Here is a 25136-nt window from a genome sequence, read left to right as displayed (position 1 = left end):
GCGACCACGAGCGCTTCATCCAGACCTACTTCTCGACCTTCCCGGGCAAGTACTTCACCGGCGATGGCGCCCGGCGCGACGAGGACGGCTACTACTGGATCACGGGGCGCGTCGACGACGTCCTCAACGTCTCCGGCCACCGCATGGGCACGGCCGAGATCGAGAGCGCCCTCGTCTCCCACCCCAAGGTGGCCGAGGCCGCCGTCGTCGGCATGCCCCACGAGATCAAGGGCCAGGGCATCTACGCCTACGTCACGCTGAACGCCGACGAGGAGCCCACCGAGGCACTCCGCAAGGAGCTCGTCGCCTGGGTCCGCCGCGAGATCGGCCCCATCGCCTCCCCGGACGCCATCCAGTGGGCGCCCGGCCTGCCCAAGACCCGCTCGGGCAAGATCATGCGCCGCATCCTCCGCAAGATCGCCGCCAACGAGACCGACAGCCTCGGCGACACCTCCACCCTCGCCGACCCCACCGTCGTACAAGACCTCCTCGAAAACAGAGTGGGCTGAGACCGGTATCCACGAACGAACAGACAAGACGAGGGACGTGACACGATGGACCGCTCCTACCCGATCGAGGAGCCGCACAAGCGGATCCTCGCGAACCCCAAGTTCCAGGAACTCGTCCGGCGACGCTCCGGCTTCGCCTGGATCCTCTCCGCCGTGATGCTCGGCATCTACTGCGGCTTCATCCTGCTCGTCGCCTTCGCGAAGGACCTGATGGCGTACCGCGTCGGCGAGGGCGTGACGTCGCTCGGCATCTTCCTCGGCCTCGGCATCATCGCCACGGCCTTCATCCTCACCGGCATCTACGTGGTGCGCGCCAACGGGCGCTTCGACGAGCTGACCCGTAGCCTGCAGGACGAGGTGCCGCTGTGATGCCCCGCACCCCGAAGGCCTGGCTGCTCCTTGCCGCCGTCCTGCTCGCATCCGCCGGCACGGCCTGGGCCGCGGACAGCCCGGCCGCCGCCCCGCCGCGCGCCGGCCTGAACTGGCCGGCCATCGTCATGTTCTTCGTCTTCGTCCTGGCGACGCTCGGCATCACCTACCGCGCCGCCCGCCAGACGAAGTCCGCCGCCGACTTCTACGCCGCCGGCGGGGGCATCACCGGGTTCCAGAACGGGCTGGCCATCGCCGGCGACTACATGTCGGCCGCCTCCTTCCTCGGCATCTCCGGCCTCGTCTTCGCGAGCGGCTTCGACGGGCTGATCTACTCGATCGGCTTCCTCGTCGGATGGCCCATCATCATGTTCCTAATCGCCGAGCGGCTGCGCAACCTCGGCAAGTTCACCTTCTCCGACGTCGCCTCCTTCCGGCTGGCGCAGACGCCGATCCGCATCCTCTCCGCCACCGGGACGCTCGTGGTCGTGGCCTTCTACCTCATCGCCCAGATGGTGGGCGCCGGGAAGCTGATCGAGCTCCTATTCGGGATGCAGTATCTCTACGCGGTGGTGGTCGTCGGCGCGCTGATGATCGTCTACGTCGCCTTCGGCGGCATGAAGGCGACGACCTGGGTGCAGATCACCAAGGCCTGCCTCCTGCTCGGCGGCGCGACCTTCATGGCGCTGGCCGTCCTCTGGCGCTACGGCTTCAGCCCCGAGGCGATGTTCGCCGACGCGGTCGCCACCCACCCGCGCGGCCAGTCCATCATGGCGCCCGGCAACTTCGTCTCCGACCCGGTGTCGACCATCTCGCTCGGCCTCGCCCTCATGTTCGGCACGGCCGGCCTGCCGCATATCCTAATGCGCTTCTTCACGGTCTCCGACGCCAAGGCGGCGCGGAAGTCGGTGTTCTACGCGACCGGCCTGATCGGCTACTTCTACATCCTCACCTTCATCATCGGCTTCGGCGCCATCACCTTCCTGATGAACGACCCCACCTACTTCCGCCTGGGCGACGGCGGCGCCTACAACCGCCTCACCGACATGTTCGGTGGCACGAACATGGCGGCCGTCCACCTCTCTAACGCTGTCGGCGGCTCCCTGTTCATGGGCTTCATCTCCGCCGTGGCCTTCGCGACCATCCTGGCGGTCGTCGCCGGCCTGACGCTCGCCGGCGCCTCCGCGGTCAGCCACGACCTCTACGCCTCCGTCATCGCCCGCGGGCGGGTGGACGAGAACCGGGAGGTCCGGATCTCAAAGATCTCGGCCATCGCGATCGGCATCGTCGCGATCATCCTCGGCTACATCTTCGAGAACCAGAACGTCGCCTTCATGGTCGGCCTCGCCTTCTCCGTCGCGGCGAGCTGCAACTTCCCGGTCCTGCTGATGTCGGTCTTCTGGAAGGGAACGACGACGCGGGGGGCGCTGTTCGGCGGCTTCCTGGGCCTGGCCAGCGCCGTGCTCATGGTCGTGCTCAGCCGCGCGGTCTGGGTGAGCACGCTTGGCTTCGCCGCCCCGCTCTTCCCCTACGACAACCCCGCGCTGTTCTCGATGACGATCGCCTTCGCCGGCATCTGCGTCTTCTCGAAGACGGACCGGAGCGAGCGGGCCCGGCGCGAGCAGGACGCCTTCGAGGCGCAGTACGTCCGCTCGGAGACCGGGATCGGCGCCTCGGGCGTGCACGCGCACTGAGGGCGGGGACGAACCGGCAGAGGACGAGGCATCGCCTCGTGATGAAGGGCGGCCCTGCGCGTCAGGGCCGCCCTTCGCGTTAGAGGGCCGGGAACGGCGCGGCGCAACCGGCCTCCACCGGGCCGCAAGCGAGCGCCGGTCCCGGCCGGAGCGTTGAGAGCCGGACCGGCGACGACGCCATGCCCGCGCGCAGCTCGGGCAAGGTGATGTCGCGTAGGATAAGGACCAGGCCTTCCGTCACTCCCTCCGTGGCCACGGGTGTCGGCGCCGAGAAGAGCGTGCCCACCGCCTGCACCAGCAGCGGCACGGGCGAGCCGGGCCGGCGGAGGAAGCCCTTCACGCGCAGGAGGCGGTCCCCGCAGAAGGCGGCGAGGTCCTCGAGCCAGTCCAGCCGGTCCTCCCAGGACGCGCCCTCGTGGAAGGTCGCGCGCAGGACGGCGACGCGCGGGTGGGCCGTGCCGGGCGGCTCGGGCGCGGACACCAGGGCGGCCGGCGGGGAGAAGGCCGCCCGCGCGCGCGCTGCCCGGTCGCTCTCAACGACGCGAAGGGCGAGCGGGTTGATCGCGGCGGCGAGCGCCTCGGCCGGCGCAGGGTCGTGGAGGTCGGGCTTCGTCACGACGATCGTGCTGGCGGCGGCGAGCTGCGCCGCGACCTCGTCGAAGTGCCGGGCCTGCTGCACGGCCTGGGACGCGTCGCAGGTGGTCACCACGCGGACCGAGAGGCCGAGCGGGGAGAGCGGCAGCAGCGAGCGCAGGATCGGCCCCGGCCGGGAGAGGCCGGAGCACTCGAGGACGATCCGCCGGAACGGCGTCGCCGCGCTCCGCGCCCGCTGCTCCACGAGGGCGCGGACGGTGAAGACGAGGTCGCTCGTCAGCGAGCAGCAGACGCAGCCGTTGCTGAGCATCGCCATCGGGAGGTTGCCGCCCTCCGCGACGATCACCCCGTCCACGTCGATCTCGCCGGCCTCGTTAACGATGACGGCCGTGTCGGCCGCCTCCGGGAGGAGGAGCCAGTCGCGGAGGAGGGAGGTCTTGCCGCTGCCGAGGAAGCCCGCGAGAAGGATGAACTCCGTCGGGGCCGTCATGCGCCGGTCGCCTCCGCCTCCTTCTGCGCGGCGACCATGGCGCGGATGTCGGCCAGCAGCTCCTCCACGTCGAAGACGAGGCCGGCGCGGATGGTGTGGCGCAGCGCGCGGCGCCATTCCGGCCGGTTCGTCTCCTCGTTCAGGCGCAGCGCCCCGGTGCCGTAGAGAAGCTTGAAATCCTCGAGCGGGTTCTCGTCCAGCACAAGCAGGTCGGCCAGCTTGCCCACCTCGACGCTGCCCGTCTCGCCGTCGAGGCCGAGCAGCTCCGCGCCCTGGATGGTGGCCGAGCGCAGCACCTCGAGCCCGTTGAAGCCGGCCTCCTGCAGGAGTTCCAGCTCGCGGACGTAGCCGAAGCCGAAGATCTGGAAGATGAAGCCGGAATCGCTGCCGGTGCAGACGCGGCCGCCGCGGTTCTTGTAGGCGTTGAGGAAGGTCATCCAGAGGCGGTAATGCGCCTTCCACTCCACCTCGTTGCCGGTGGACCAGCGGTACCAGTAGGCGCCGTGGCCGCCGCGCGCCGGCTGGAAGTAGCGCCACATGCTGGGCCAGGTGTACTCGTCGTGCCAGTCGGCGCGGCGGAAGCGCATGAGGTCGCGGTTGGCGTCGTAGATCGTGAAGGTGGGTACGAAGGTGAAGTCGAGCGCGAGGAAGCGCTCCAGCACCTCGTTCCACTTCGCGCTGCCGGGCTCCGCGGCCTGGAGGAAGGTCTGCCCCGCCGCGGAGAAGCGGAAGTATTCGTCGTTGTAGTTGTAGCCGGGCGGGTAGGTCTGGACCACGCGCTCGTCGTAGAGGGCTTCCGGCAGGCCGTAGTAGTGCTCGGCGCTCGTCAGGCCCCAGCCGGCCGTGGTCAGGGCGTTCATGCGCGTGACCGCCTGCTGCGCGTGGTGGCAGCCGCTGCGCAGGCCGAGCCGCCCGCATTCCTCGAGCGCCGCGCGCATGATCGCCGGCGGAGCGCCGAAGAACTTCACGCCGTCCGCGCCGTTCTCCTTCGCCCGCCGCAGCCAGTCGCGCGCCTCCTCGGGCGTGTGGATGGTTTTCAGCATGTCGTTGACGGCGGGGAAGTAGGGATGGGCCCGAATGCGCGGCGCGGCGATGCGGTTCGCGCCCGAGGCCTCGCGCTGCTCGGAGACCCAGTCGAGCCCGCTGAAGCAGCCCATCTCCCGCACGGTGGTGACGCCGTGCGCGAGCCAGAGCTTGTAGACGTAGTCGGCGGGCGCGACCTTGCCGTGCAGCGCGTGGTAGGGCACGCCGATATGCGTGTGGCAGTCGATCAGCCCAGGCGTCACGAACTTGCCGTGGCAGTCGATCTCGTACTCGCCCGGCGGCGGCCGGCGCGCGGGGCTGATCGGCCGGTGCGGGGTGCCGACGGGCACGATGGCCGCGATGCGGTCCCCCTCGACCACGATGTCGGCCGGGCCCCAGGGCGGCGCGCCGGTGCCGTCGATGATGGTGGCGCCCCGCAGGACGAGGCGGCGGTAGGGCCCGGCGCCGCGGTCCCGCCCGGTCGCGGCGGGAACCGGGGGCATGCCGAGGCGCGTGTTCTTCGCGGTGATCTCGGTGCCCGCGGGAAGCGCGGGCGCCGTGTCGTTGCTGCCGCTCATGCTCTCTCCTCTGTCTCCCGGCGGCGGTACCGCCGGCCGAGCACGGCGCTGCCCGCGACCGTCAGCACGAGCGTGATGCCGAGCAGGATGAAGGCCAGCGCCGCGCCGAAGGGCCAGTTGTTGCCGCGGACGAACTGGTCGTAGACGGCGGGCGCCATCATCTTGAAGCGCGGCCCGCCGAGCAGCACCGCGCTCGCGTAGGTGTTCATGCAGAGCACGAAGACGAGGACCGAGCCGGCGGCGACGCCCGGAAGCGCCAGCGGCAGGACCACGCGGCGGAAGACCGTCATCGGCCGCGCGCCGAGGTTGGACGCCGCCTCCTCGGTCTGGCGCGGGATGCTCTCGATGATGGCGGAGAGCGTCAGCACCATGTAGGGCAGCACGACCGCGACGATGCCCGCGACCACGGCGCCGGTGTTGTAAAGCAGCGGCAGCGGGGCCGCGACCAGGCCGAGGCCGAGCAGCGCCGCGTTGATCGCGCCCCCGTTGCCCAGCAGCGCGAGCCACCCCGCCGCGCGGACGACATTGCCGACGAGGAGTGGGAAGAGCACGAGGATGGTGGCGAGGCTCTTCCACCGCCCCTGCATGCGCGCGAGCCAGTAGGCGGCGGGGAAGCCGAGGACGAGGGCGAGCAGCGTGCTGCCCGTCGCCACGGCCAGCGTGGTCCCGAGGACGGAGCGGTAGTAGGGATCCGCCACCGCCCGGAGGTAGTTCGCCGCGGTCGTCGCCTCGACCATCATCTCGGTCGGGCTGTACTCGTTCAGCGAGATCCGGAACAGCAGCAGCATCGGCGCGACGAGCAGCAGCGTGACCAGCAACCCCGCGGGAAGGACGAGCGCGGCCAAGGGATCAGCCCTTGAACTGCTTGTTCCAGAAGTCGAGCACCTCCGAATGGGCGCGGAGGAGATAGTCGTAGTCCGGCGCGCGCAGCCGGGCCTGGTCGGCCTCGCTGAGGCTGATGGCGCGGGCGATCTCGGGCGGCAGGGTCGCGTCGGTGACGGTGGGCAGGTAGCCCATGCGGTCCGCGAAGGCGGTCTGTGCCTCGGGCTTCAGCATCGCGTCGAGATAGGCGTAGGCGTTGTCCTTGTTGCGGCTGTTCCGCGGCACGGCGGCCTCGAAGAGGATGGCGTAGGCGCCCTCCTTCGGCACGACGTGGCGCAGCGGGATGCCGGCCTTCTGCCACATGTAGCCGCGGGCGAGCCACATGGGCGTCATCCAGACCTCCTCGCCCTTCAGGGCGGCGGCCAGGGCCTCGTTGGAGGGGAAGATCTTGGCGTCGAGTGAGCGGAGCTCCATCAGCTTGGCCTTGGCCGGCCCGTAGTCGCTGAAGCTGCCGCCGCCGGCCATGGCGGCCGCGAAGGTGTTGGTGGAGTAGAGGATGTCCGAGAAGCCGACGCGGCCGCGGTACTTCGGGTCCCACATGTCCGCGAAGGAGGTGGGCGGCGTCGTCACCTTGTCCGGGTTGTAGAGCAGGACGAGCGCCGAGTAGATGTGTGGCACCGCGTAGGGCTTGCGCAGCGCGGGCACGATGCTGCCCGCGCGCGAGAGGCGGCCGAAGTCGATCGTCTCGAGCGTGTTCTGCTGCGCCATCATCTGCATGTCCGTGTCCGACAGGCAGGAGACGTCGAAGGTGCCGCGCCGCGCCTGGCGCTCGGCCAGCATCTTCGTCTTGCGGGGATCGGCGTTGGCCACGTCCTGCAGCACCTCGATGCCCTGGGGGCCCATCAGCGGCGCGTCGATGTTCTGGCGCAGGAGCTCGCCGTAATCGCCGCCCCAGGTGCCGACGACCACCTGCTTCGCCTGCGCGCGCACGGGTCGCGGCAGGCCGGCGGAGGCGGCGGCGATGGCGGCGGCGGCCATGGCCGAGCGGCGGGTGATGGACATCTCTCAGGCTCCTCTCTCGTCGTGCGGCGCCGCCGGCAGGAGCCGGGCGGCGGAAGGGTCCCATGAAAGCGAGACGGCGTCGCCGGGGAGGATGCGCCGCAGCGGGTCCTCCGCGCCAGGGGTCGGGCGCACCACCACCAGCGGCGTGCCGCCGAGCTCGGCGTGGTACTCGGTCTGGGCGCCGAGATAGGTGGCGGCCCGGAGCCTCGCCGGGCCGTCGGTGCTCGGTGCGATGCGGATGTGCTCGGGCCGCAGCGCGAGGACGCTGCGCCCGCCGGGCGCCGGCCCGGCCGCGCAGGGCAGCACCTCGCCGCCCGCCGCGCGGAAGCGGCCGGGGGCCTCCAGCGCGCCCTCCAGCAGGTTGCAGCGGCCGACGAAGCCCGCGACGAAGGGGTCGGCGGGGCGCTCGTAGAGGTCCTCCGCGGTGCCGACCTGGCGCACGCGGCCGCGCTCCATCACGACCAGCCGGTCGGCCATGGTCAGCGCCTCCTCCTGGTCGTGCGTGACGATGAGGGTGGTCAGGCCGAGGCGCTGCTGCAGGGCGCGGATTTCCATCCGCACCTCGCCCCGCAGCTTCGCGTCGAGGTTGCTGAGGGGCTCGTCGAGGAGGAAGACGGCGGGGTTCACGACCAGCGCGCGGGCGAGGGCCACGCGCTGCTGCTGGCCGCCGGAGAGCTGGCGCGGCAGGCGGTCCTCGAGCCCCTCCAGCCGCACGAGGCGCAGCGCCTCGCGCGTGCGGGCGTCGCGGTCCGCGCGGCCGACGCGGCGCATCTCGAGGCCGAAGGCCACGTTCTCGGCGACGCTCATGTGCGGGAACAGCGCGTAGGACTGGAACACCATCCCGGTGTCGCGCGCGTGGGGCGGCGCCCGCGTGACGTCCTTGCCCGCGATCAGCACCCGACCCGCGCTCGGCGGCACGAAGCCCGCGACCATGCGCAGCGTGGTGGTCTTGCCGCAGCCGGAGGGGCCGAGCAGCGCCACCATCTGGCCCTGCGGCACCTCGAGGTCGACGCGCTCGACCGCGACGGAGGCCCCGAAGCGCTTGCCGAGCGCGTCCAGCACGAGCTCGCCCATCAGCCCGCCCCTCCCCTCGCCCGCGCCGCCCTCATACCGTCCTCGCGATCGAGACGAAGCGGTCGGTGACGAGCATGAGCACGCCGACGAGCAGGATCTGCACGGTGGCGACCGCCGCCAGCGTTGGGTCCACCCGGAACTCGAGGTAGTTGAGCATCGCCACCGGGAGGGTCGTCCGGCCCGGCCCGACCAGCAAGAGGCTCAGCTCGAGATTCTCGAAGCTCTGGATGAAGGAGAAGAGGCAGGCGGCGATGATGCCGGGCCGCATCGCCGGCAGCGTGACGCGGCGGAACACCGTGAGCGGGCGCGCCCCGAGATTGGCCGCGGCCTCCTCCGCCGCGCGGTCCATGCCCTGCAGGCTGGCCGTCACAAGGCGCACGGTCCAGGGGATGGTGAGCAGGACATGCGCGGCGACCAGCCCCTCGAGGGTGGAGGTGATGTCCCGGTCGAGCCAGAACTCCGCGCGGAGGTAGAACATGTAGAGCGCGGTTCCCGCGACCACGCCCGGCACGGCGAGTGGCCCGAGCAGCAGCGTGGACAGCGCCGACCCGCCGCGCGGCCGCCCGCGCACGAGGGCGAAGGCGGCGGCCGTGCCGAGCGGCACGCCGACTGCCGCGGCGAGCAGGGCGACCTGCAGGCTCGTGCCGAAGCCGCGCGCGAATTCCTGCCGCTCCCAGGCGTTCACGTACCAGGCCAGGGTGAGGCCGGAGGGCGGGAAGGAGACGATCTCCTGGCGGAAGAGGCTGATGACCATGACCGTCAGCACCGGCGCCAGCATCAGCGCGAAGGCGGCGAGGACGAGGGCGCGGAAGGCCAAGCGGCCGGGCGAGGGCAGGATCAGCGGGCGCTCCACTTCATCGGTGACGGCTTGCCAGGCCGGAGCGCCGCCGTGCCCTCCCGCCGGCGGGGCGAGGGTTGCGGCGTCTCGTCGGTGTTCCGGCCCGTGATTCTCATGCCGCCCGCGTTGTAATCCCGGCGCGCGCCGGGTTCCAACCTCCCCTCGGTCCGTGGCCGCGCGCGGCGCCGGGCGCGCGCGCCGCCCGGGGGAGAATTTCGATCACGAAAACGCTATACATCGCGCGGAGGCCTCAGTATTTCAGCGGCCTGGTTGCTGAAGAAGCGCGCCTCGGTGCCGAGCGCTCGTCCGTTGTCAGCCCAAGTGAGGACGGAGACGTGTCAGCCTCGTTCGCCAGGGCCGGTGCCTTCCACCGTGGGTTGCAGACCTGTTCCGGCGCGGGCGTGGTGCGCCCCGACGGCTGGCGATGAGCGCGAATCCGTTGCTGCGGACGGGCGGGGTGCGGCGCGCCGCCGACGGGGCCGACGGCCCGGCCGCGGGGGCGCGGTCGCCGGGCGTCCGGCGGGCCCGCGTCCCCCGGGTGCGGCTCGCCTCGCTCCTGTTCCTGCTCGTTCTCGCCGTCCTGGTCCCGGCGCTCAGCCTGGGCGCGCTCGCGAGCTGGCACGCGGTCAAGGGGCAGCGCGCCGCGGCGGAGGGGCGGCTGAGCGACACGGCGCGCGCCCTCGCGCTCGCGCTCGACCGCGAGCTCGCCGGGCAGGCGGCGGCGCTCGTCTCCTTCGCGGCCTCCCCCGCCTTCGGGCCGGACCCCGCGGCGGGCAACTTCGCGGAGCTCGACCGGCACGCGCGCAACATCGCGCAGCGCATGAACCTGCCGATGTTCGTGGCCGAGCGCGGCGGGCGGATGATCCTCAACACCCGGCTGCCGCGCGGCGCCCCGCTGCCGAGCACCGGCGCGCCGGAGATGGTCGAGCAGGTCTTCGCCACCACCCGGCCCGCCGTCAGCAACCTCATGATCGGCGCCATCTCCGGGATGAAGCTCGTCTCGGTCGCGGCGCCGGTGACGGACGCGACGGGGCGCGTGGTCCTGGCGGTCGGCGGCGCGCTGCCGTCCGAGCGGCTGCGCGACCTGCTGATCGCGCAGCGCCTGCCCGCGGGCACCTTCGCGACCGTCTCCGACGCGCTGAACCTCGTCGTCGCCCGCTCAGACGACCAGCACGACGCGACGGTCGGCCAGCCCCTCGGCGCCGAGGGCGTGCGGGCCATGGAGGGCCATGGCGAGGGCATCTACCGGGCGCCCTCGGCCGACGGCGCGCTTCGCGTCCTCGCCTTCCACAAGCTGTCGGCGGCGCCGGGCTGGACCGTGTCCGTCGCGCAGCCCGCGGCGGCCTTCGACGCGGCCTGGCAGGCGCCGCTCGTCACGCTCGCCGTCGGCGGCACGGCGGCCCTGCTGCTGTCGGGCGTGCTCGCGCTGCTGGCCGCGCGCGGCATCCTCGTGCCGGTGGGCCGGCTGAACCGCTACGCGGCCGCGCTCGCGCGCGGGGACGCCACGGGCTCGGCCGCGACCATCCCGGAGGCCGGCATCGCGGAGCTGGAGACGCTGCGGCGCGGCTTCGCCGAGGCCGAGAGCGCCCTCGCCGCGCGCGAGACGGAGTTCCGGTCCCTCGTTCAGGCGAGCCCCATCGGCATCATCCGGTCGGACCTGGCCGGTGGCGTCCACGCGGCGAACGACGCCTTCCTCCAGATGGTCAGCCTCACGCGCGGGGAGCTGGAGGGCGGGCGGATCCGCTGGGACGAGATCACGCGGAAGGAGGACATGCCGGCGGACGAGCGCGCGATCGCCGAGGCGCTGGCGGACCCCGCCGGCCAGTGCCGGCCCTACGAGAAGGAGTACCTCCGGCCCGACGGCACGCGGGTGCCCGTGCTGCTCTCCTTCGTCATCCTCGACCGCGCGCGGGGCGAGACCGCCTGCTTCGTCGTGGACCTCACGGAGGTGCGGCGCGGCGAGGCGGCGCTCGGCGAGAGCGAGGCGCGGCTCCGCCTGGCGCAGGAGGCGGGGGGCGTCGGTGTCTGGGAGCGCGACCTCGCCACCGGCGAGCGCCGCTGGTCGCCCGGCACCTTCAAACTCTGGGGAGTCCCGCCGGAGGAGGTCGCGGCCGATGGCCGGCAGAGCTTCGACACCATTATGGACCGGGTGCATCCCGAGGACCGGGAGCGGCTCGCGGCCCATGCCGAGGCGGGCTCCGGGATCGTCGGGCCGCTGCCGGGCATCGAGTTCCGCGTGGGGACGGGGGAGGAGGCCCGCTGGATCGCTTCCGCCGGCGAGGGCGTCGCCGGCCCGGACGGGCGCCCCGTCCTGCAGCGCGGGGTGATGCGCGACGTCACCGCCCGCCGCCGGGCCGCGGTCGCGCTGTCGCGCCAGGCCGAGCGCCAGGCGCTCCTGCTGGAGGCGTCGAGCATCATCCTCGAGCCGCACCCGCGCACCGACGCCGCGCTGACGGAACGCCTCTTCGCGATGGTGGCGCCGCATCTCGGGGCCGACATCTGCTTCAACTACGCCGTCGAGGAGGAGGACGCGGGGCTGCGCCTGGTCGCGGCGCCCGGCCTTCCCGGGCGCTTCCTCGAGGCCTCGCGCCGGCTGCCCTTCGGCGGGTCCTTCTGCGGGGAGGTGGCGGCGCAGGGCGGGCCGGTCACGGCCGACGCCCAGCGGATCGCGGCCGACCCGCTCGGGAACTTCATCCGGCCCATCGGCATCACCGCCTACGCGGGCAGCCCGCTGATCGGCGCGGACGGGCGCCTGATCGGCACCCTCTCCTTCGCGAGCACCCGGCGCGAGGCCTTCGAGCCCGAGGACGTGGAGCTCCTGCACACCCTCGCGCACCTCGTCGCCCTCGCCTGGCAGCGCCGGCGGGCCGAGGCCGCGCTGGCGGCGAGCGAGGCCTTCGGCCGCAGCATCCTCGCCGGCACCTCGGACTGCATCGTCGTGCTCGACGCCGAGGCCCGCATCGCCTTCATGAACGAGGCGGGGCGCTGCCAGAAGGAGATCGACGACCTCTCGACCATCCTGGGCGAGCCCGTTGACGTCCTCTGGCCCGCGGAGTCCCAGGCGGCCGTCGCGGCCGCGATCGCGGAGGCGCGGGCCGGACGCGCGGGCCGCTACACCGCCTTCGGCCCGACGGCGAAGGGCGCCCCGAAGTGGTGGGACGTGACCGTCACCCCGCTGCCGGGCACCGGGGAGGCCGCGCCCCGGCTGCTCTCCGTCGCGCGCGACGTGACGGAGACCCGCCGCGCCGAGATCGCGCTGCGCGAGAGCGAGACGCGCTTCCGCGCCGCGGTGGAGGCGGTGAGCGGCATCGTCTGGACGAACAACGCGGTCGGCCAGATGGAGGGCGAGCAGCCCGCCTGGGCCGCGCTGACCGGCCAGACCCGCGCGGAGTACGAGGGCTACGGCTGGTCGCGCGCCGTGCACCCCGAGGACGCGCAGCCGACGATCGACGCCTGGGAGGCCGCGCTCGCCGCCCGTTCCCTCTTCGTCTTCGAGCACCGGGTCCGCTGCCGGGACGGCGCCTGGCGGCGCTTCGCCGTGCGGGCCGTCCCCGCCTTCGATCCCTCCGGGGAGATCCGCGAATGGGTGGGCGTCCACACCGACGTGACGGACCAGCGCGCGGCCGAGGCCGTCCTCGCGCGCTCGCGCGACGAGCTGGAGGCGCTGGTGCAGGAGCGGACGGCGGCGCTGGCGGACAGCGAGCGGCGCCTCGCCCAGGCCGCGCGGATGGAGGCGCTCGGGCGCCTGGCCGGGGGCATCGCGCACGACTTCAACAACGTCCTGCAGGCGGTGCAGGGCGGCGTCACCCTCGCCTCCCGCCGCCTCGGGCACGACCCGGAGGCGGCGCGCTCCTTCCTGTCGCTCGCCGCGGACGCCGCGGAGCGCGGCGCCTCCGTCACCGGGCGCCTGCTCGCCTTCTCCCGGCACAAGGAGCTCGCGGCGGCCCCGGTGGACCCGCTCGTCCTCCTCTCGGACATGGCGACGATGCTCCGCCCCACGCTCGGCCCCTCCGTGACGCTCCGGACGGTCGCGCCGGCCGCGGTGCCCTGCGCGATGGCCGACGCGGGGCAGCTCGAGGCCGCCCTCGTGAACCTCGTGACGAACGCGCGCGACGCGCTCGCCGGCGGCCAGGGCACGGTCGTCCTCGCGGCCGAGAGCGCGGCGGGCGGGCGCGCGGGCCTGCCGCCGGGCGGCTATGTCCGCCTCTCCGTGACCGACGACGGGGAGGGCATGACCGCCGACGTCCTCGCGCGCGTGACGGAGCCCTTCTTCACGACGAAGCCGAAGGGCAAGGGCACGGGCCTCGGCCTCGCCATGGCCCGCGCCTTCGCCGAGCAGTCCGGCGGCGCGCTGACGATCGAGAGCGTGCGCGGGCGCGGCACCACGGTCGCGCTGCTCCTGCCCGCCGCGGCGGAGCGCGCCGCGGGCGCGCCGGCCCCGGCGGGGACGGCCGTCGGCAGGCGCCGCGGCGCCCTCCTGCGCGTGCTCGTCGTCGACGACGAGGCCGACGTGCGCGCGACTCTGGCGGCGAGCTTCGCCGACGAGGGCCACCTGGTCGCGGAGGCCGAGGACGCGGCCGCCGCCCTCGCCCATCTCGACGCGGGGGGTGCGGTGGACGCGATCGTCACCGACCTCGCGATGCCCGGCGGGCTGGACGGCCTGGCCCTCGTCCACGCGGCGCGCGCCCGGCTGCCCGGCCTGCCCGCCGTGCTGGTGACGGGCCACACCGGCGACGCGGATCCCGCCGACGTCCGGCGGGCGACGGAGGAGGGACCGTTCACGCTCCTGCGCAAGCCGACCTCGCCGGCGGCCATCGAGGCGGCCATGCTCGCCCTCCTCGGCCAGGCGGCGCATCCCGGCGCCTGAGGCCGGGCGGCGCGCCAAGGGAGGGAGCCTCAGGCCGGGGGCGCGTTCTCCCGGCACCAGCGCGCCACCTCCGCGTGGGTGGCGAACCAGCAGCCGCCGCGGGCCTTCGCGTGCTCGACCAGGCGCTCCAGCACCGGCAGGCGGGAGCGGTGGCCGGAGACGTGCGGGTGGAGCGTCAGCAGGAAGAGCCCGCCCTCCTCCCAGGCGCCGTCGAACTCCGCCTTGAAGATCTCGAGCACCGCGGAGGGCGGCGTGTAGGGGCGGAGCGCGCTGAAGCGGACGAAGTTGTAGTAGACGGCGTCGTCGCGGATCCATTCCGGCGGCAGCTCGACGATCCCCGTCGGCTCGCCCTCCGCCACGAGCTCGTAGGGGTCGTCGTCGGCCATGAGGCTGCTGTCGTAGAGCAGGCCGAGCTCGCGGATGATGGGCAGGGTGTCGACGGAAAAGTCCCAGCTCGCCGTGCGGATGCCCACGGGGCGGGTGCCGGCGAGCCGCTCCAGCGTATCGGCCGCGCGGAAGGTGAGGTCGCGCTCGACGCCGGGGGGCAGGCGCGTGTTCGCCTCGTGGATCCAGGAGTGGATGCCGACCTCGTGCCCCGCGCCCGCGACGGCGCGGACCTCCTCGGGGTAGAGGAGGGCCGAGACCGCCGGGTAGAAGAAGCTCGCCGGGATCGCCTCGCGCTCCAGCAGGCGCAGGATGCGGGGCATCGCGCTCCGGTTGCCGTACTGGCCCTGGCTGATGCGCATCGGGCTCTCGTCGGCGTCGCGGAGCGGGATGGTGTCGTGGTCCGCGTCGAAGGAGACTGCGACGGCGCAGCGCGCCCCGCCCGGCCAGGCCCGCGGCGCCAGGCTCCGCCCGGCCCGCGCCCGCCCGACGATGCGGCGCCAGGTGGCCTCGGGCCAGGCCCAGGGCTCGCCCTCGGGATGGGGGGCGTCGGTCATGGCGGTCCTTTCGTCGTCCCCGCCCATCCTCCGGCGCGCCGCGGCCGAAGGCAACACGGCCCGGGCTTCCCAGGCGAGGCTTCCCAGGCCGGGCTTCCCAGGCCGCGCGTTTCCGGCAACCCTGGCGCGGTGGACGGGGGAGAGCGGATGCTGGAGGCGGAGGACGGGCCGATCCTGGTCTGGGGCGCGGGCGCGATCGGCGGGACGGTCGGCGCCTTCCTTCGCCGGGACGGCCTCGACGTCACCTTCGTGGACGTCGTGCCCGAGCACGTCGACGCCATCCGCGACCCGGCGCGCGGCCTGCGGATCACGGGGCCCGTCGCGTCCCTCGCCGTCTCCGCGCCGGCGATGCGGCCCGAGGAGGTGCGGGGGCTCTGGGACCGCGTGCTTCTCTGCGTGAAGGCGCACCACACAGAGGAGGCCTGCCGCGCCCTCGCGCCGCATCTCGCGCCCGGCGGCGTCGTGGTGTCGCTGCAGAACGGGCTCTGCGAGGCGGTGATCGCCGGGATCGTCGGGCGCGAGCGGACGATGGGCGCCTTCGTCAACTTCGGCGCGGACTACATCGAGCCCGGCCACGTCCTCCTCGGCAACCGCGCCGCGGTGGTGCTCGGCGAGCTCGACGGGCGCGAGACGCCGCGGCTGCGCGCGCTGCTCGAGACGCTCCGCCGCTTCGAGCCCGAGGCGATCCTGACTGACGACATCCACGCCTATCTCTGGGGCAAGCTGGCCTATGGGGCGATGCTCTTCGCCCAGGCGCTCGGCCAGTCCAGCATCGCCGACGCCTTCGCCCGGCCCGAGCTGGAGCTGGCCTTCCGGCGCCTGGGCGAGGAGGCGGTCGCGGTCGCCATCGCCGAGGGCGTGGCGCCCCGCGGCTTCAACGGCTTCGACCCCGAGGCCTTCCGCCCGGGCGCGCCGCCCGAGGCCGCGCGCGCCTCCATCGCGGCCATGGAGCGCTTCAACCGCGGCAGCGCGAAGACCCATTCGGGCATCTGGCGCGACCTCGCGGTCCGCCGGCGCCGCACGGAGGTGGACATGCAGGTCCTGCCCGTGATCGCGGCGGGCGAGGCGCACGGCCTCCCCTGCCCCGGCCTCCGCAAGCTCGCCGCGCTGATCCACGAGATCGAGGACGGCCGACGGCCGCTGGACGACGCCAACCTGCTGGAGCTAGTCCCGTGAACCTTCGCTTCGACGACGCCGTGGTGGCGGTGAGCGGCGCGGGGCACGGGCTGGGCCGCTGCATCGCGGAGAGCTTCGCGCGGCTCGGCGCGCGGGTCTGGGGCTGCGGCCCCGACGACGCCTCGATCGCGGAGGCGGCGCGCGCCGGCATCGCCATGGCCGCGGTGGACCTCGCCGACCGCCGCGCCGCGGCCGCCTGGATCGCGCGGGTAGAGCATGAGGCGGGCGGGCCGGTCTCGGTCCTCGTGAACAACGCGGGCGGGGTCGCGGGGCAGGTCTTCCAGCCCGTTGAGACCGTCTCCGACGAGGACTGGGACCGCGTCCTCGCCATCAACCTCAACGCCGCCTTCGCGCTCTGCCGCGCCGCGGCGCCCAGGATGAAGCGCGCCGGGCGCGGGCGCATCGTGAACATCTCCTCGGGCGCGGGGCTCCAGGCGTCGCTCACGGGAATCCAGAGCTACTGCAGCGCGAAGCACGCGGTGGTCGGGCTCACCCGGCAGCTCGCGCACGAGCTCGGCCCGCACGGGATCACGGTCAACAGCGTGGCGCCCGGCTTCATCCCCTCCAACCCCGCCAGCAACGCGCAGTGGGATGGCTACGGCGAGCAGGGGCAGCGCGACCTCGTCGCCCGCATCGCGCTCCGCCGCCTCGGGACGCCGCAGGACATCGCGGACGCGGTGCTGTTCTTCGCGGGGCCGCTTGCGGGCTTCGTCAACGGGCAGGTGCTGTCGGTGGACGGCGGGCGCTAGGCCCAGCCGTTATCGAGGAGGTCGCGCGTCTCCGCCACGGCGACCTCCCAGATTTGGAGCATCTCCTCGTCCGGCCGCTGGTAGAGACCGCCGAAGTTGCCGTCGCCGAGTTGCGCGCGAACGGCGTCGGGCGGCAGGGCGCGGAGGCGGTCGAGGTCCGTCATCGGCTTGCCCTCCGCGGGCGGCGGCGGCGCGCCGGCGAGGCGGGTCCAGGGAAAGTTCTCCATCCAGCTCGCGTGGCTCGCCACGGGGTCGGTGGCGTGGACGGCCGCCAGCGTCCGCGGCGCGCGCCACCAGTCGTGCCAGCGCGCGCGGCAATCCGGGTGCCCGCCCATGAACTCCTGCGTGGCGGCCGCGCCGGGCGCGTTGCCGCCGTGGCCGTTGCAGAGGAGGATGCGCCGGAAGCCCTGCGCGTAGAGCCCATCGAGGATCTCGGTGAGGATGGCGAGGTAGGTCCCGGCCCGCAGGCTCACCGTGCCCGGGTAGGCGGCGAAGGCGGGGGTGATGCCGTAGGCGAGCACGGGGAAGACCGGCACGCCGAGCGGCGCCGCCGCCTCGGCCGCCACGCGCTCGCCGAGGATGCTGTCCACGCTCAGGCTGAGGCCCGCGTGCTGCTCCGTGCTGCCGAGCGGCAGGACGCAACGATCGTCCCGCGCGAGCCAGTCCTCGGCCGCCCGCCAGTCCATCTCCGCGATCCGCATCCCCACCCCTCCCGTTGACGCCTGGCGAAGGCCCTACCTACCCTGCGGCGCCGCATCATCGGCGCGAGGGGGCGGCAGCGCCAGCCGCCTTGCGCGCCGCCCCGTCTCCAGCAAGGGTCGCCCCATGAACCGTCGCCAGCTCCTGTCGGCCAGCACGGCCGCCGCCCTTCTCCCGGGCCACCTCGCCCTCGCCCAGCCCGCCGCGGCCGGGCGGCAGCTCACGGTCGGCGTGCGCACGGGGCCGGAGAGCATCGACCCGCACTGGTCGACGCTCGGCGGCCATATCGAGGCGCTGCGGCACGTCTACGACAGCCTCGTTGCGCAGGACGAGAACCTCGTGCTCAAGCCGGGGCTGGCCACCTCCTGGCGCGCGGTGGACGAGACGACCTGGGAGTTCAAGCTCCGGGATGGCGTCACCTTCCACGACGGCTCGCCCTTCACGGCGGAGGACGTGAAGTTCTCCCTCGAGCGGATCCCGCAGGTGACGGGGCCGATGTCCATGACGCTCTACACCAAGCGCGCGAAGAGCGCGGAGGTGGTGGACCCGCTGACCGTCCGCTTCGTCACCGACGGCCCCGCGCCCACCCTGCCGAACGACTTCGCTCGGCTGATGATCGTCTCCCGCAAGATCGGCCCCGCGCCGCGGAACGAGGAGTTCAACGCCGGCACGGCCGCCATCGGCACCGGCCCCTTCCGCTACGTCCGCTGGGAGCCGCGCGGGGACCTCGTGCTGGAGCGCTTCGACGGCTGGTGGGGCCTGAAGGAGGGCGCGCCGCAGCCCTGGGCGCGGGTGATCCGGCGGGAGATCCCGAACGACGCGGCCCGCATCGCGGCGCTCAAGAGCGGCCAAGTGGACATGATCAACTACGTCCCGGCCACCGACGTCGCCTCCCTCCAGCGCGACCCGACCATGGACGTGGTGGTGGGCGACAGCGTCTACGTCTTCAACGTCTACTTCACCCTCGCCGAGAAGCTGCCGCGCCTGGCGAAGGTGGACGGCCGCGAGATCCCGGCCAACCCCTTCCGCGACCCCCGGGTGCGCGAGGCGATGGACCTCGCCATCGACCGCCGCGCCCTCTCCCGCGTGGTCTTCGAAGGGCTGGCCAAGCCCATGTCGCAGCTCATGCCCGACAGCTTCTTCGGCGCGAGCCCCAACCTGCCGGAGCGCCGGCCCGACCTCGCCCGCGCCCGCGCCCTGCTGGCCGAGGCCGGCTATCCCCGCGGCTTCGAGGTCGACTTCCACGCCACCAGCAACCGCCTGCCCGGCGACAGCGCGCTCTGCGAGGCGCTGGCGCAGCAGTGGTCGCGCGTCGGCGTGAAGGCGAACCCCAACGCGGTGACCGGCACGGTGTTCTTCCCGGCGAGCACGCGCGGCGAGTACAGCCTGCAGATGTCGGGCTGGGGCACGCTGACCGGCGAGGCCGCCTACACCTACGGCGCCATGATCCACGGACCCGATCCCTCGGTCGGGCTCGGCAACTTCAACCGCTCGGGCTACTCTAACCCCGAGGTGAACGCGCTGCTGCTGGACGGATCGCGCACGCTCGACGACGCGAAGCGGCGGGAGATGTTCGCGCGCGCCGCCGAGATCAGCATGCGCGAGCGCCCGATGCTGCCCATCGTCATGCCCCAGACCGTCTGGGCCATGGGCAAGAACAAGCTGTCCTTCACCCCCCGCGTGGACCAGGAGACGCTTGCCCATCTCGTCTCGCCGAAGGGCGCGTGACGGGATTCCTGCTAGGGCGGCTCGCCCAGGCCGTCCTCGTCATGCTCGTGATGTCGGTGCTCGTCTTCCTCGGCGTCTACGCCATCGGCAACCCGATCGACGTCCTCATTGACCCCGCTGCGACGCAGGCCATGCGCGCGGCGATCATCCGGCAATACGGCCTCGACCTGCCGCTGTGGCAGCAGTACGGGCACTTCCTCGGCAACGTGCTGCGGGGGGACTTCGGGAACAGCTTCGTGTTCCGCATCCCCGTCCTCTCGCTCATCCTCTCGCGCCTGCCGGCCACGCTTGAGCTCACGGTCGTGGCGCTGCTCATCGCGGCGGTGCTCGGCCTGCCGCTCGGGCTCTGGGCGGGGTACCGGCCGGACTCACGGCTCAGCAAGGCGATCATGGCCTTCTCCACGCTCGGCTTCTCCGTGCCCACCTTCTGGGTCGGGCTGCTGCTCATCCTCTTCTTTTCGGTCGAGATGCGCTGGCTGCCCTCCGGCGGACGCGGGCCGGCCGGGGCGCTCGGCCTCAGCCTCTGGACGCGGGAGGGCTGGACCTACCTGCTGCTGCCAGCGCTGAACCTATCCCTGTTCAAGCTCGGCCTCCTCATCCGCCTCGTGCGCGCGGGGACCGAGGAGGTGATGGGCAGCGAGCACGTCCGCTTCGCCCGCGCGCAGGGCCTGCCGGAGCGGCAGGTCGTGGGACTCCACGTGCTGAAGAACATCGGCATCCCGATCGTCACCGTGCTCGGCCTCGAGTTCGGCTCCACCATCGCCTTCGCGGTCGTGACGGAGACGGTGTTCAACTGGCCAGGGATGGGCAAGCTCGTCATCGAGAGCATCACCTCCCTCGACCGGCCGGTCATGGTGGCCTACCTCATCCTCGTCGTGCTGCTCTTCGTCATGATCAACCTCGCGGTGGAGCTGACCTACGGCTTCCTCGACCCGCGGGTGCGCACCCGATGAACCGCGAGGCGCTCCTCGACGGCTGGCGGGAGTACCGGCGCTCGCCGACGGCGGTGGTCGCCCTCGCCGTGGTGGTGGTGATCGCGGCCCTCGCGCTCCTCGCGCCCTGGATCGCGCCGCAGGACCCCTACGACCAGTCCGCGCTGGACTTGATGGACGCCAGACTGGAGCCGGGCAGCGTCGGGTCCGGCGAGTACGTGCACCTGCTCGGCACCGACAACGCGGGGCGGGACCTTCTCTCCGCGATCCTCTACGGGCTGCGGCTGAGCCTCTCCATCGCCGTCACGGCGGGGGCCGTCGCGCTGACGCTGGGGACGGCCATCGGCCTCACCGCGGCCTATTACGGCGGGTGGTTCGGCGCGGTGGCGATGCGGATCGTCGACCTGCAGCTCTCCCTGCCCGCCATCCTCCTCGCCCTCGTGCTCGTCGCCATGCTCGGGCAGGGCGTGCCGCAGCTCATGGCGGCGCTGGTGGCCGCGCAATACGCCTACTTCGCCCGCACGGCCTTCGGCGCGGCTTCGGCAGAGCGGCGGAAGGACTATGTCGAGGCCGCGCTCTCCACCCCCCTTTCGGGCCCGCGCGTGCTGCTGCGCCACCTCCTGCCGAACACGCTGCCGCCGCTGATCGTGGTGGTCACGGTGCAGGTCGCGACCGCCATCTCGCTGGAGGCCACGCTGAGCTTCCTCGGCCTCGGCCTGCCGGTCACGCGGCCCTCGCTCGGGCTGCTGATTGCCAACGGCTTCCAGTTCATGCTCTCGGGGCGCTACTGGATCTCGGTCTATCCGGGCATCGCGCTCATGGTGACGGTGCTGGCCATCAACCTCGTCGGCGACCAGCTCCGCCAGGTCATCAACCCGCGGCGGCGCCGGTGACGGAGGCGCCCGCGCTCGAGCTGCGCGACCTCCGCACCGAGTTCCCTGTGCGCGGCGGCGTCCTGCGGGCGGTGGACGGCGTCAGCCTGCGCGTCGAGCGTGGGCGCATCCTCGGCCTGGTGGGCGAGAGCGGTTCCGGCAAGTCGGTGACGGGCTTCTCCATCATCGGCCTCGTGGAGCCGCCCGGCCGCGTGGTGGGGGGAACGGTCCTGCTGGAAGGGCGGGAGATCTCCGGCCTGCCGCCGGCCGCGATGCGTCGCCTGCGGGGCGCGCGCGTGGCGATGGTGTTCCAGGACCCGCTGATGACGCTCAACCCCGTGCTGAAGGTTGGCACGCAGATGGCCGCGGCGGTGCGCGCCCACGACCGCGTCTCGCAGAGGGCCGCGCTCGACCGCGCGCGGGACGCGCTCGCCATTGTCGGCATCCCGAGCCCGGCCGAGCGGCTCGAGGCCTACCCGCATCAGCTCTCGGGCGGGATGCGACAGCGCGTGGCCATCGCGACGGCCCTGCTGCACCGCCCCGCCGCCATCATCGCGGACGAGCCGACCACCGCGCTCGACGTCTCGATCCAGGGGCAGATCCTGGCCGAGGTGCGCCGCCTCGCGGATGAGACCGGCACCGCCTTCCTCTGGATCACGCACGACCTTGCGGTGGTCTCCTCCCTCGCCGACGACGTCTGCGTGATGTACGCGGGGCGCGTGGTGGAGCGCGGGCCGGCGGCGCGCGTGATCGCCGCGCCGCGCCACCCCTACACCGCGGCCCTCATCGGCTCCATGCCCACGGGCCACGAGCCCGGCGCGCGGCTGCCGCAGCTGGTCTCGGGCAGCCCGCCGCGGGAGGCGGACGGCCGCCCCGATCCCGGCTGCTCCTTCCGCACCCGCTGCCCGCGCGCGGCGCCGGACTGCGCGCGGCCGCCGCCGGAGGTCTATTTCGGCGAGGGGCAGCTCGCCCTCTGCCACCACCCGCTCGGCGCCCCATCGTGATGCCGCTTCTCCGCGCGGAGGGCGTCACCAAGCGCTTCGTCCGGCCGGCGACGATCGGCGACCGGCTCGCGGGCCTCCTCGGCCGCGCCGGGCCGCGCGCCGTGCAGGCGGTCACGGCGGTGGACCTGACCATCGCGCGCGGCGAGGTGCTGGGGCTGGTCGGGGAGAGCGGCTGCGGCAAGTCCACGCTGGGCCGGATCGTGGCCGGCATTTACGAGCCGAGCGCGGGCACGGTGCTCTTCGACGGCGCGCCGGTCATGGCGGGGGGTCGCAAGCAAACTTTCCGCGTGCAGATGATCCACCAGGATCCCTTCGCGAGCCTCGATCCCCGCATGCGCGTGGGCGACACGGTCGCCGAGGGCCCGATCGCGCACGGACTCGTGCGGCGCGGCGAGGCCGACGCCTTCGTGGCCGCGATGCTGGAGCGCGTCGGCCTCGACCCCGCGCTGCGGCGCCGCTACCCGCACCAGTTCTCGGGCGGCCAGCGGCAGCGCGTGGCCATCGCCCGCGCCCTCGCCCTCGGCCCCGCCCTCCTCGTGCTCGACGAGCCCGTGGCCTCGCTCGACGTGTCGATCCAGGCGCAGGTGCTCAACCTCTTCGCGGATCTTCGCCGGGACCTCGGGCTGACCGGGCTCTTCATCTCGCACGACCTCGGCGTGGTCAGGCACGTGTCCGACCGCGTGGCCATCATGTATCTCGGCCGCATCGTCGAGCAGGCGCCGGGACGCACGCTCTACGAGGCGCCGGCGCATCCCTACACGCGATCGCTGCTCGACAGCGTGCCCAAGCTCGGGCGCGGGCGCGGCGCCTTCCGGCCGATCGCGGGCGAGATCCCCTCGCCGCTCGACCCGCCGAGCGGCTGCGCCTTCCATCCCCGCTGTCCCTTCGCCGGCCCGCGGTGCCGCGCGGAGATCCCGGCCCTGCTGCCGGTCCTCGAGGGGCAGGTCGCCGCGTGCCACCTCCACCACGGCGGCGTGGGCTGATCGCCGCGCGTCGCGGCCAGGCCCTGCGCGGGCGCCATTAGATCTGGCCGGGCTCCGGCACGAGTGTTAGCGTTTGATCAGGCGCGACGAAGGGCAAGGATCGCGCCGCAGCGGAGGACGTGCATGACGGAGAGCGGAGTTGGCGCCACGCGGCGCCGCGTGGTCGGCGCCCTGGCGAGCGCCTCGGCCCTGGCGGCCACGGGGATGGGCACGGCCCTCGCGCAGCCGGCCCGCCCGGGACCGCCGAGCACGATCACCACGCCGCCGCGCAGCTTCGCCCCCGACGCGCCGCCGACGACCTACTTCACCGACCCGGACGTGCTGAGCGTCGATCCCTCCTTCGACGCCTACGCCCAGCCGAACAGCGCGATCCAGCGACTCTGGACGGGCGCGCTGTGGATGGAGGGGCCGGCCTGGAACGCGCAGGGGCGCTACCTTCTCTGGAGCGACATCCCCAACAACCGCCAGCTCCGCTGGATTGAGGACAACGGGCGCGTCTCGGTCTTCCGCGCGCCCTCCAACAACAGCAACGGCAACACCTTCGACTTTCAGGGCCGCCAGATCTCGTGCGAGCACCTGACGCGCCGCGTCGTGCGCTACGAGCTCGACGGCTCCGTCACCGTGCTGGCGGACACCTTCGAGGGGAAGCGCCTCAACTCGCCCAACGACGCGGTGGCGCATCCCGACGGCAGCGTCTGGTTCACCGACCCGCCCTATGGCGGGCAGCTCTACGAGGGCGCGCCCGACGCCGCGGGCGGGCCGAGCAACGGCGGCGGCCGACTGAACCCGCGCCTCGGCCAGGCGGCCGGCATCGGCGCCGCGCGGCGAGAGCTGCCGACGAACGTCTACCGGCTCGACCCCTCCGGGCGCCTCGACCGCGTGCTCACGGAGGAGCAGGTGCCGGACCCGAACGGCCTTGCCTTCTCGCCGGACTACAAGCGCCTCTACGTCGCGAGCACCGGCAAGGGGCCGGGCGACACCGGTTCCGGCGGCAAGAGCGACATCCACGTCTTCGACGTCGGCGCCGACAACCGCCTCTCCAACGGGACGGTTTTCTCGGATTGCGTCGTGGACGGCGTGAAGTGCGGGCCGGACGGGCTGCGCTGCGACGTGGACGGGAACCTCTGGGCCTCCAGCAACGCGGGCCGCGCGGTCGGCTACAACGGCGTCACCGTCTGGAACCCGCAGGGCAAGCTCATCGGGCGCATCCGGCTGCCGGAGGTCTGCGGCAACCTCTGCTTCGGCGGGCCGAAGCGGAACCGCCTCTTCATGGCGGGCAGCCAGTCGCTCTACGCCGTCTTCGTCAACACGCAGGGCGCCGGCCCGGGCTGAGGCCCGGGCCAGGGCGCGCGGCTAGAGGGTCCAGCCGCCGTCGATGACGATCGCCTGCCCGGTCACGAAGGCGCTCTCGTCGGAGGCGAGGTAAACGGCCAGCGCCGCGATCTCCTCGGGGCTGCCGAGGCGCCCCACGGCCTGGCGGGCAACGAAGGCGGCGCGCGCCGCCTCCACGCTCCCGGCCGAGGCGGCGTTGGCCGCGATCCTCTCCCCGAGCGAGGGGGTGTCGACCGTGCCCGGGCAGATGCAGTTCAGCCGCACGCCGCGCGCGACCACGTCGACGGCCGCCGCCTTGGTCATGCCGACGATGGCCGCCTTCGTCGCGCCGTAGACGAAGCGGTTCGGCGCGGCCTTGGCGAAGCCCGCCGCGCTCGCGATGTTCACCACCGCCCCGCGCCCGCACTCGATCATCCCGGGGAGCGCGGCCGCCATGCCCTTCCAGGTCGAGCGGCAGTTGAGGGCGAAGGCGGCCTCCCACTCCGCGTCCGTGCAGGTGAGCGCCGTGTTCTGGTGCACGACGCCCGCGCAGTTCACGAGGATGTCGAGCGGCCCGCTCCCGGCGATCGCCCGCGCGAAGGCCTCGTCGTCGAGCACGTCGAGGACGCGGGTCTCGCAGCCCTCCAGGCCGGCGAGCCCGCCCGCGTCGCGGTCCGTCGCGACCACGCTGGCCCCCTCGCGCGCGAAGGCGGCGGCGATGGCGCGGCCGATGCCCTGCGCCGCCGCCGTGACGAAGGCGCGCTTCCCCTCCAGCCGGTTCGCCATGGATACTCGCTCCCTCCGTTGCGCAGGCAGTGTCT

General features: G+C 73.3%; 21 protein-coding genes. 12 read left to right on the top strand and 9 right to left on the bottom strand.

Going from position 1 to position 25136, the window contains the following annotated elements:
* The 3 genes from EAH89_RS15575 to EAH89_RS15565 form a co-directional block, all read left to right on the top strand.
* A partial coding sequence (locus EAH89_RS15575; RefSeq protein ID WP_140884612.1) for an AMP-binding enzyme occupies positions 1 to 509 on the top strand: 509 nt, incomplete at its 5' end.
* Between the two features lie 45 nt (positions 510 to 554).
* Positions 555 to 878, top strand: coding sequence for a DUF485 domain-containing protein (locus EAH89_RS15570; protein WP_140884611.1), 324 nt, complete (start codon positions 555 to 557; stop codon positions 876 to 878).
* Complete coding sequence (locus tag EAH89_RS15565; RefSeq protein WP_140884610.1) at positions 878 to 2572, top strand: cation acetate symporter; 1695 nt, start codon at positions 878 to 880, stop codon at positions 2570 to 2572. The genes EAH89_RS15570 and EAH89_RS15565 overlap by 1 nt, the downstream gene beginning before the upstream one ends.
* Before the next feature lie 79 nt (positions 2573 to 2651).
* Here the strand turns inward: EAH89_RS15565 and EAH89_RS15560 are convergent, their stop codons facing one another.
* The 6 genes from EAH89_RS15560 to EAH89_RS15535 are packed head-to-tail and all read right to left on the bottom strand — an operon-like array spanning position 2652 to position 9068.
* The gene (locus EAH89_RS15560; RefSeq protein ID WP_161993616.1) at positions 2652 to 3656 is read right to left on the bottom strand and encodes a CobW family GTP-binding protein; all 1005 of its coding nucleotides are present in this window, start codon (positions 3654 to 3656) and stop codon (positions 2652 to 2654) included.
* The gene (locus EAH89_RS15555; RefSeq protein WP_140884608.1) at positions 3653 to 5257 is read right to left on the bottom strand and encodes an amidohydrolase family protein; all 1605 of its coding nucleotides are present in this window, start codon (positions 5255 to 5257) and stop codon (positions 3653 to 3655) included. The genes EAH89_RS15560 and EAH89_RS15555 overlap by 4 nt, the downstream gene beginning before the upstream one ends.
* A complete protein-coding gene (locus tag EAH89_RS15550) occupies positions 5254 to 6102 on the bottom strand; it encodes an ABC transporter permease (protein ID WP_140884607.1) in 849 nt (282 codons plus the stop codon). Before EAH89_RS15550 ends, EAH89_RS15555 begins: the two co-directional genes overlap by 4 nt.
* Positions 6103 to 6106: 4 nt before the next feature.
* Positions 6107 to 7141 carry an ABC transporter substrate-binding protein gene (locus EAH89_RS15545; protein WP_140884606.1) on the bottom strand — a complete coding sequence of 345 codons (1035 nt, stop codon included), beginning with the start codon at positions 7139 to 7141 and terminating at the stop codon, positions 6107 to 6109.
* Between the two features lie 3 nt (positions 7142 to 7144).
* Positions 7145 to 8215, bottom strand: a complete 1071-nt coding sequence (locus EAH89_RS15540) for an ABC transporter ATP-binding protein (protein WP_140884605.1) — start codon at positions 8213 to 8215, stop codon at positions 7145 to 7147.
* Between the two features lie 31 nt (positions 8216 to 8246).
* Complete coding sequence (locus EAH89_RS15535) at positions 8247 to 9068, bottom strand: ABC transporter permease (RefSeq protein WP_241667039.1); 822 nt, start codon at positions 9066 to 9068, stop codon at positions 8247 to 8249.
* A gap of 409 nt (positions 9069 to 9477) precedes the next feature.
* Here EAH89_RS15535 and EAH89_RS15530 point away from each other — a divergent pair, with 409 nt between their 5' ends.
* Positions 9478 to 13920, top strand: a complete 4443-nt coding sequence (locus EAH89_RS15530) for a PAS domain S-box protein (RefSeq protein ID WP_140884604.1) — start codon at positions 9478 to 9480, stop codon at positions 13918 to 13920.
* Positions 13921 to 13949: 29 nt separating this feature from the next.
* On the opposite strand, the gene EAH89_RS15525 is transcribed toward EAH89_RS15530, so the two are convergent.
* Entirely contained in the window at positions 13950 to 14861 is a 912-nt protein-coding gene (locus EAH89_RS15525) for a polysaccharide deacetylase family protein (protein WP_140884603.1), read from the bottom strand.
* Between the two features lie 147 nt (positions 14862 to 15008).
* Here EAH89_RS15525 and EAH89_RS15520 point away from each other — a divergent pair, with 147 nt between their 5' ends.
* Entirely contained in the window at positions 15009 to 16037 is a 1029-nt protein-coding gene (locus EAH89_RS15520) for a ketopantoate reductase family protein (RefSeq protein WP_140884602.1), read from the top strand.
* Positions 16034 to 16786, top strand: coding sequence for an SDR family NAD(P)-dependent oxidoreductase (locus EAH89_RS15515; RefSeq protein WP_140884601.1), 753 nt, complete (start codon positions 16034 to 16036; stop codon positions 16784 to 16786). Before EAH89_RS15520 ends, EAH89_RS15515 begins: the two co-directional genes overlap by 4 nt.
* On the opposite strand, the gene EAH89_RS15510 is transcribed toward EAH89_RS15515, so the two are convergent.
* The gene (locus EAH89_RS15510; protein WP_140884600.1) at positions 16783 to 17487 is read right to left on the bottom strand and encodes a creatininase family protein; all 705 of its coding nucleotides are present in this window, start codon (positions 17485 to 17487) and stop codon (positions 16783 to 16785) included. The two genes, EAH89_RS15515 and EAH89_RS15510, sit on opposite strands and share 4 nt — an antisense overlap.
* Before the next feature lie 124 nt (positions 17488 to 17611).
* Between EAH89_RS15510 and EAH89_RS15505 the strand changes: the two genes are divergently transcribed.
* From EAH89_RS15505 to EAH89_RS15480, 6 genes are all read left to right on the top strand, one after another.
* Entirely contained in the window at positions 17612 to 19213 is a 1602-nt protein-coding gene (locus EAH89_RS15505; protein ID WP_140884599.1) for an ABC transporter substrate-binding protein, read from the top strand.
* The gene (locus EAH89_RS15500; RefSeq protein WP_140884598.1) at positions 19210 to 20166 is read left to right on the top strand and encodes an ABC transporter permease; all 957 of its coding nucleotides are present in this window, start codon (positions 19210 to 19212) and stop codon (positions 20164 to 20166) included. Before EAH89_RS15505 ends, EAH89_RS15500 begins: the two co-directional genes overlap by 4 nt.
* Complete coding sequence (locus EAH89_RS15495; protein WP_140884597.1) at positions 20163 to 21038, top strand: ABC transporter permease; 876 nt, start codon at positions 20163 to 20165, stop codon at positions 21036 to 21038. The genes EAH89_RS15500 and EAH89_RS15495 overlap by 4 nt, the downstream gene beginning before the upstream one ends.
* Entirely contained in the window at positions 21035 to 22021 is a 987-nt protein-coding gene (locus tag EAH89_RS15490) for an ABC transporter ATP-binding protein (RefSeq protein ID WP_140884596.1), read from the top strand. Before EAH89_RS15495 ends, EAH89_RS15490 begins: the two co-directional genes overlap by 4 nt.
* Positions 22021 to 23004, top strand: a complete 984-nt coding sequence (locus EAH89_RS15485; protein WP_140884619.1) for an ABC transporter ATP-binding protein — start codon at positions 22021 to 22023, stop codon at positions 23002 to 23004. The genes EAH89_RS15490 and EAH89_RS15485 overlap by 1 nt, the downstream gene beginning before the upstream one ends.
* 123 nt (positions 23005 to 23127) lie before the next feature.
* Complete coding sequence (locus EAH89_RS15480; RefSeq protein ID WP_140884595.1) at positions 23128 to 24336, top strand: SMP-30/gluconolactonase/LRE family protein; 1209 nt, start codon at positions 23128 to 23130, stop codon at positions 24334 to 24336.
* A 21-nt stretch (positions 24337 to 24357) separates the two neighbouring features.
* On the opposite strand, the gene EAH89_RS15475 is transcribed toward EAH89_RS15480, so the two are convergent.
* Positions 24358 to 25101: an SDR family oxidoreductase gene (locus tag EAH89_RS15475; protein WP_140884594.1), complete on the bottom strand. Its 744-nt coding sequence runs from the start codon at positions 25099 to 25101 to the stop codon at positions 24358 to 24360.
* Positions 25102 to 25136 lie beyond the last annotated feature (35 nt).

Origin of the sequence: Muricoccus nepalensis, from assembly GCF_006438825.1 — a bacterium.
Lineage (GTDB): Bacteria > Pseudomonadota > Alphaproteobacteria > Acetobacterales > Acetobacteraceae > Roseomonas > Roseomonas nepalensis.
Note: the sequence above shows the minus strand (reverse complement) of the source record. Positions and strands in the feature narration are given on the sequence as shown.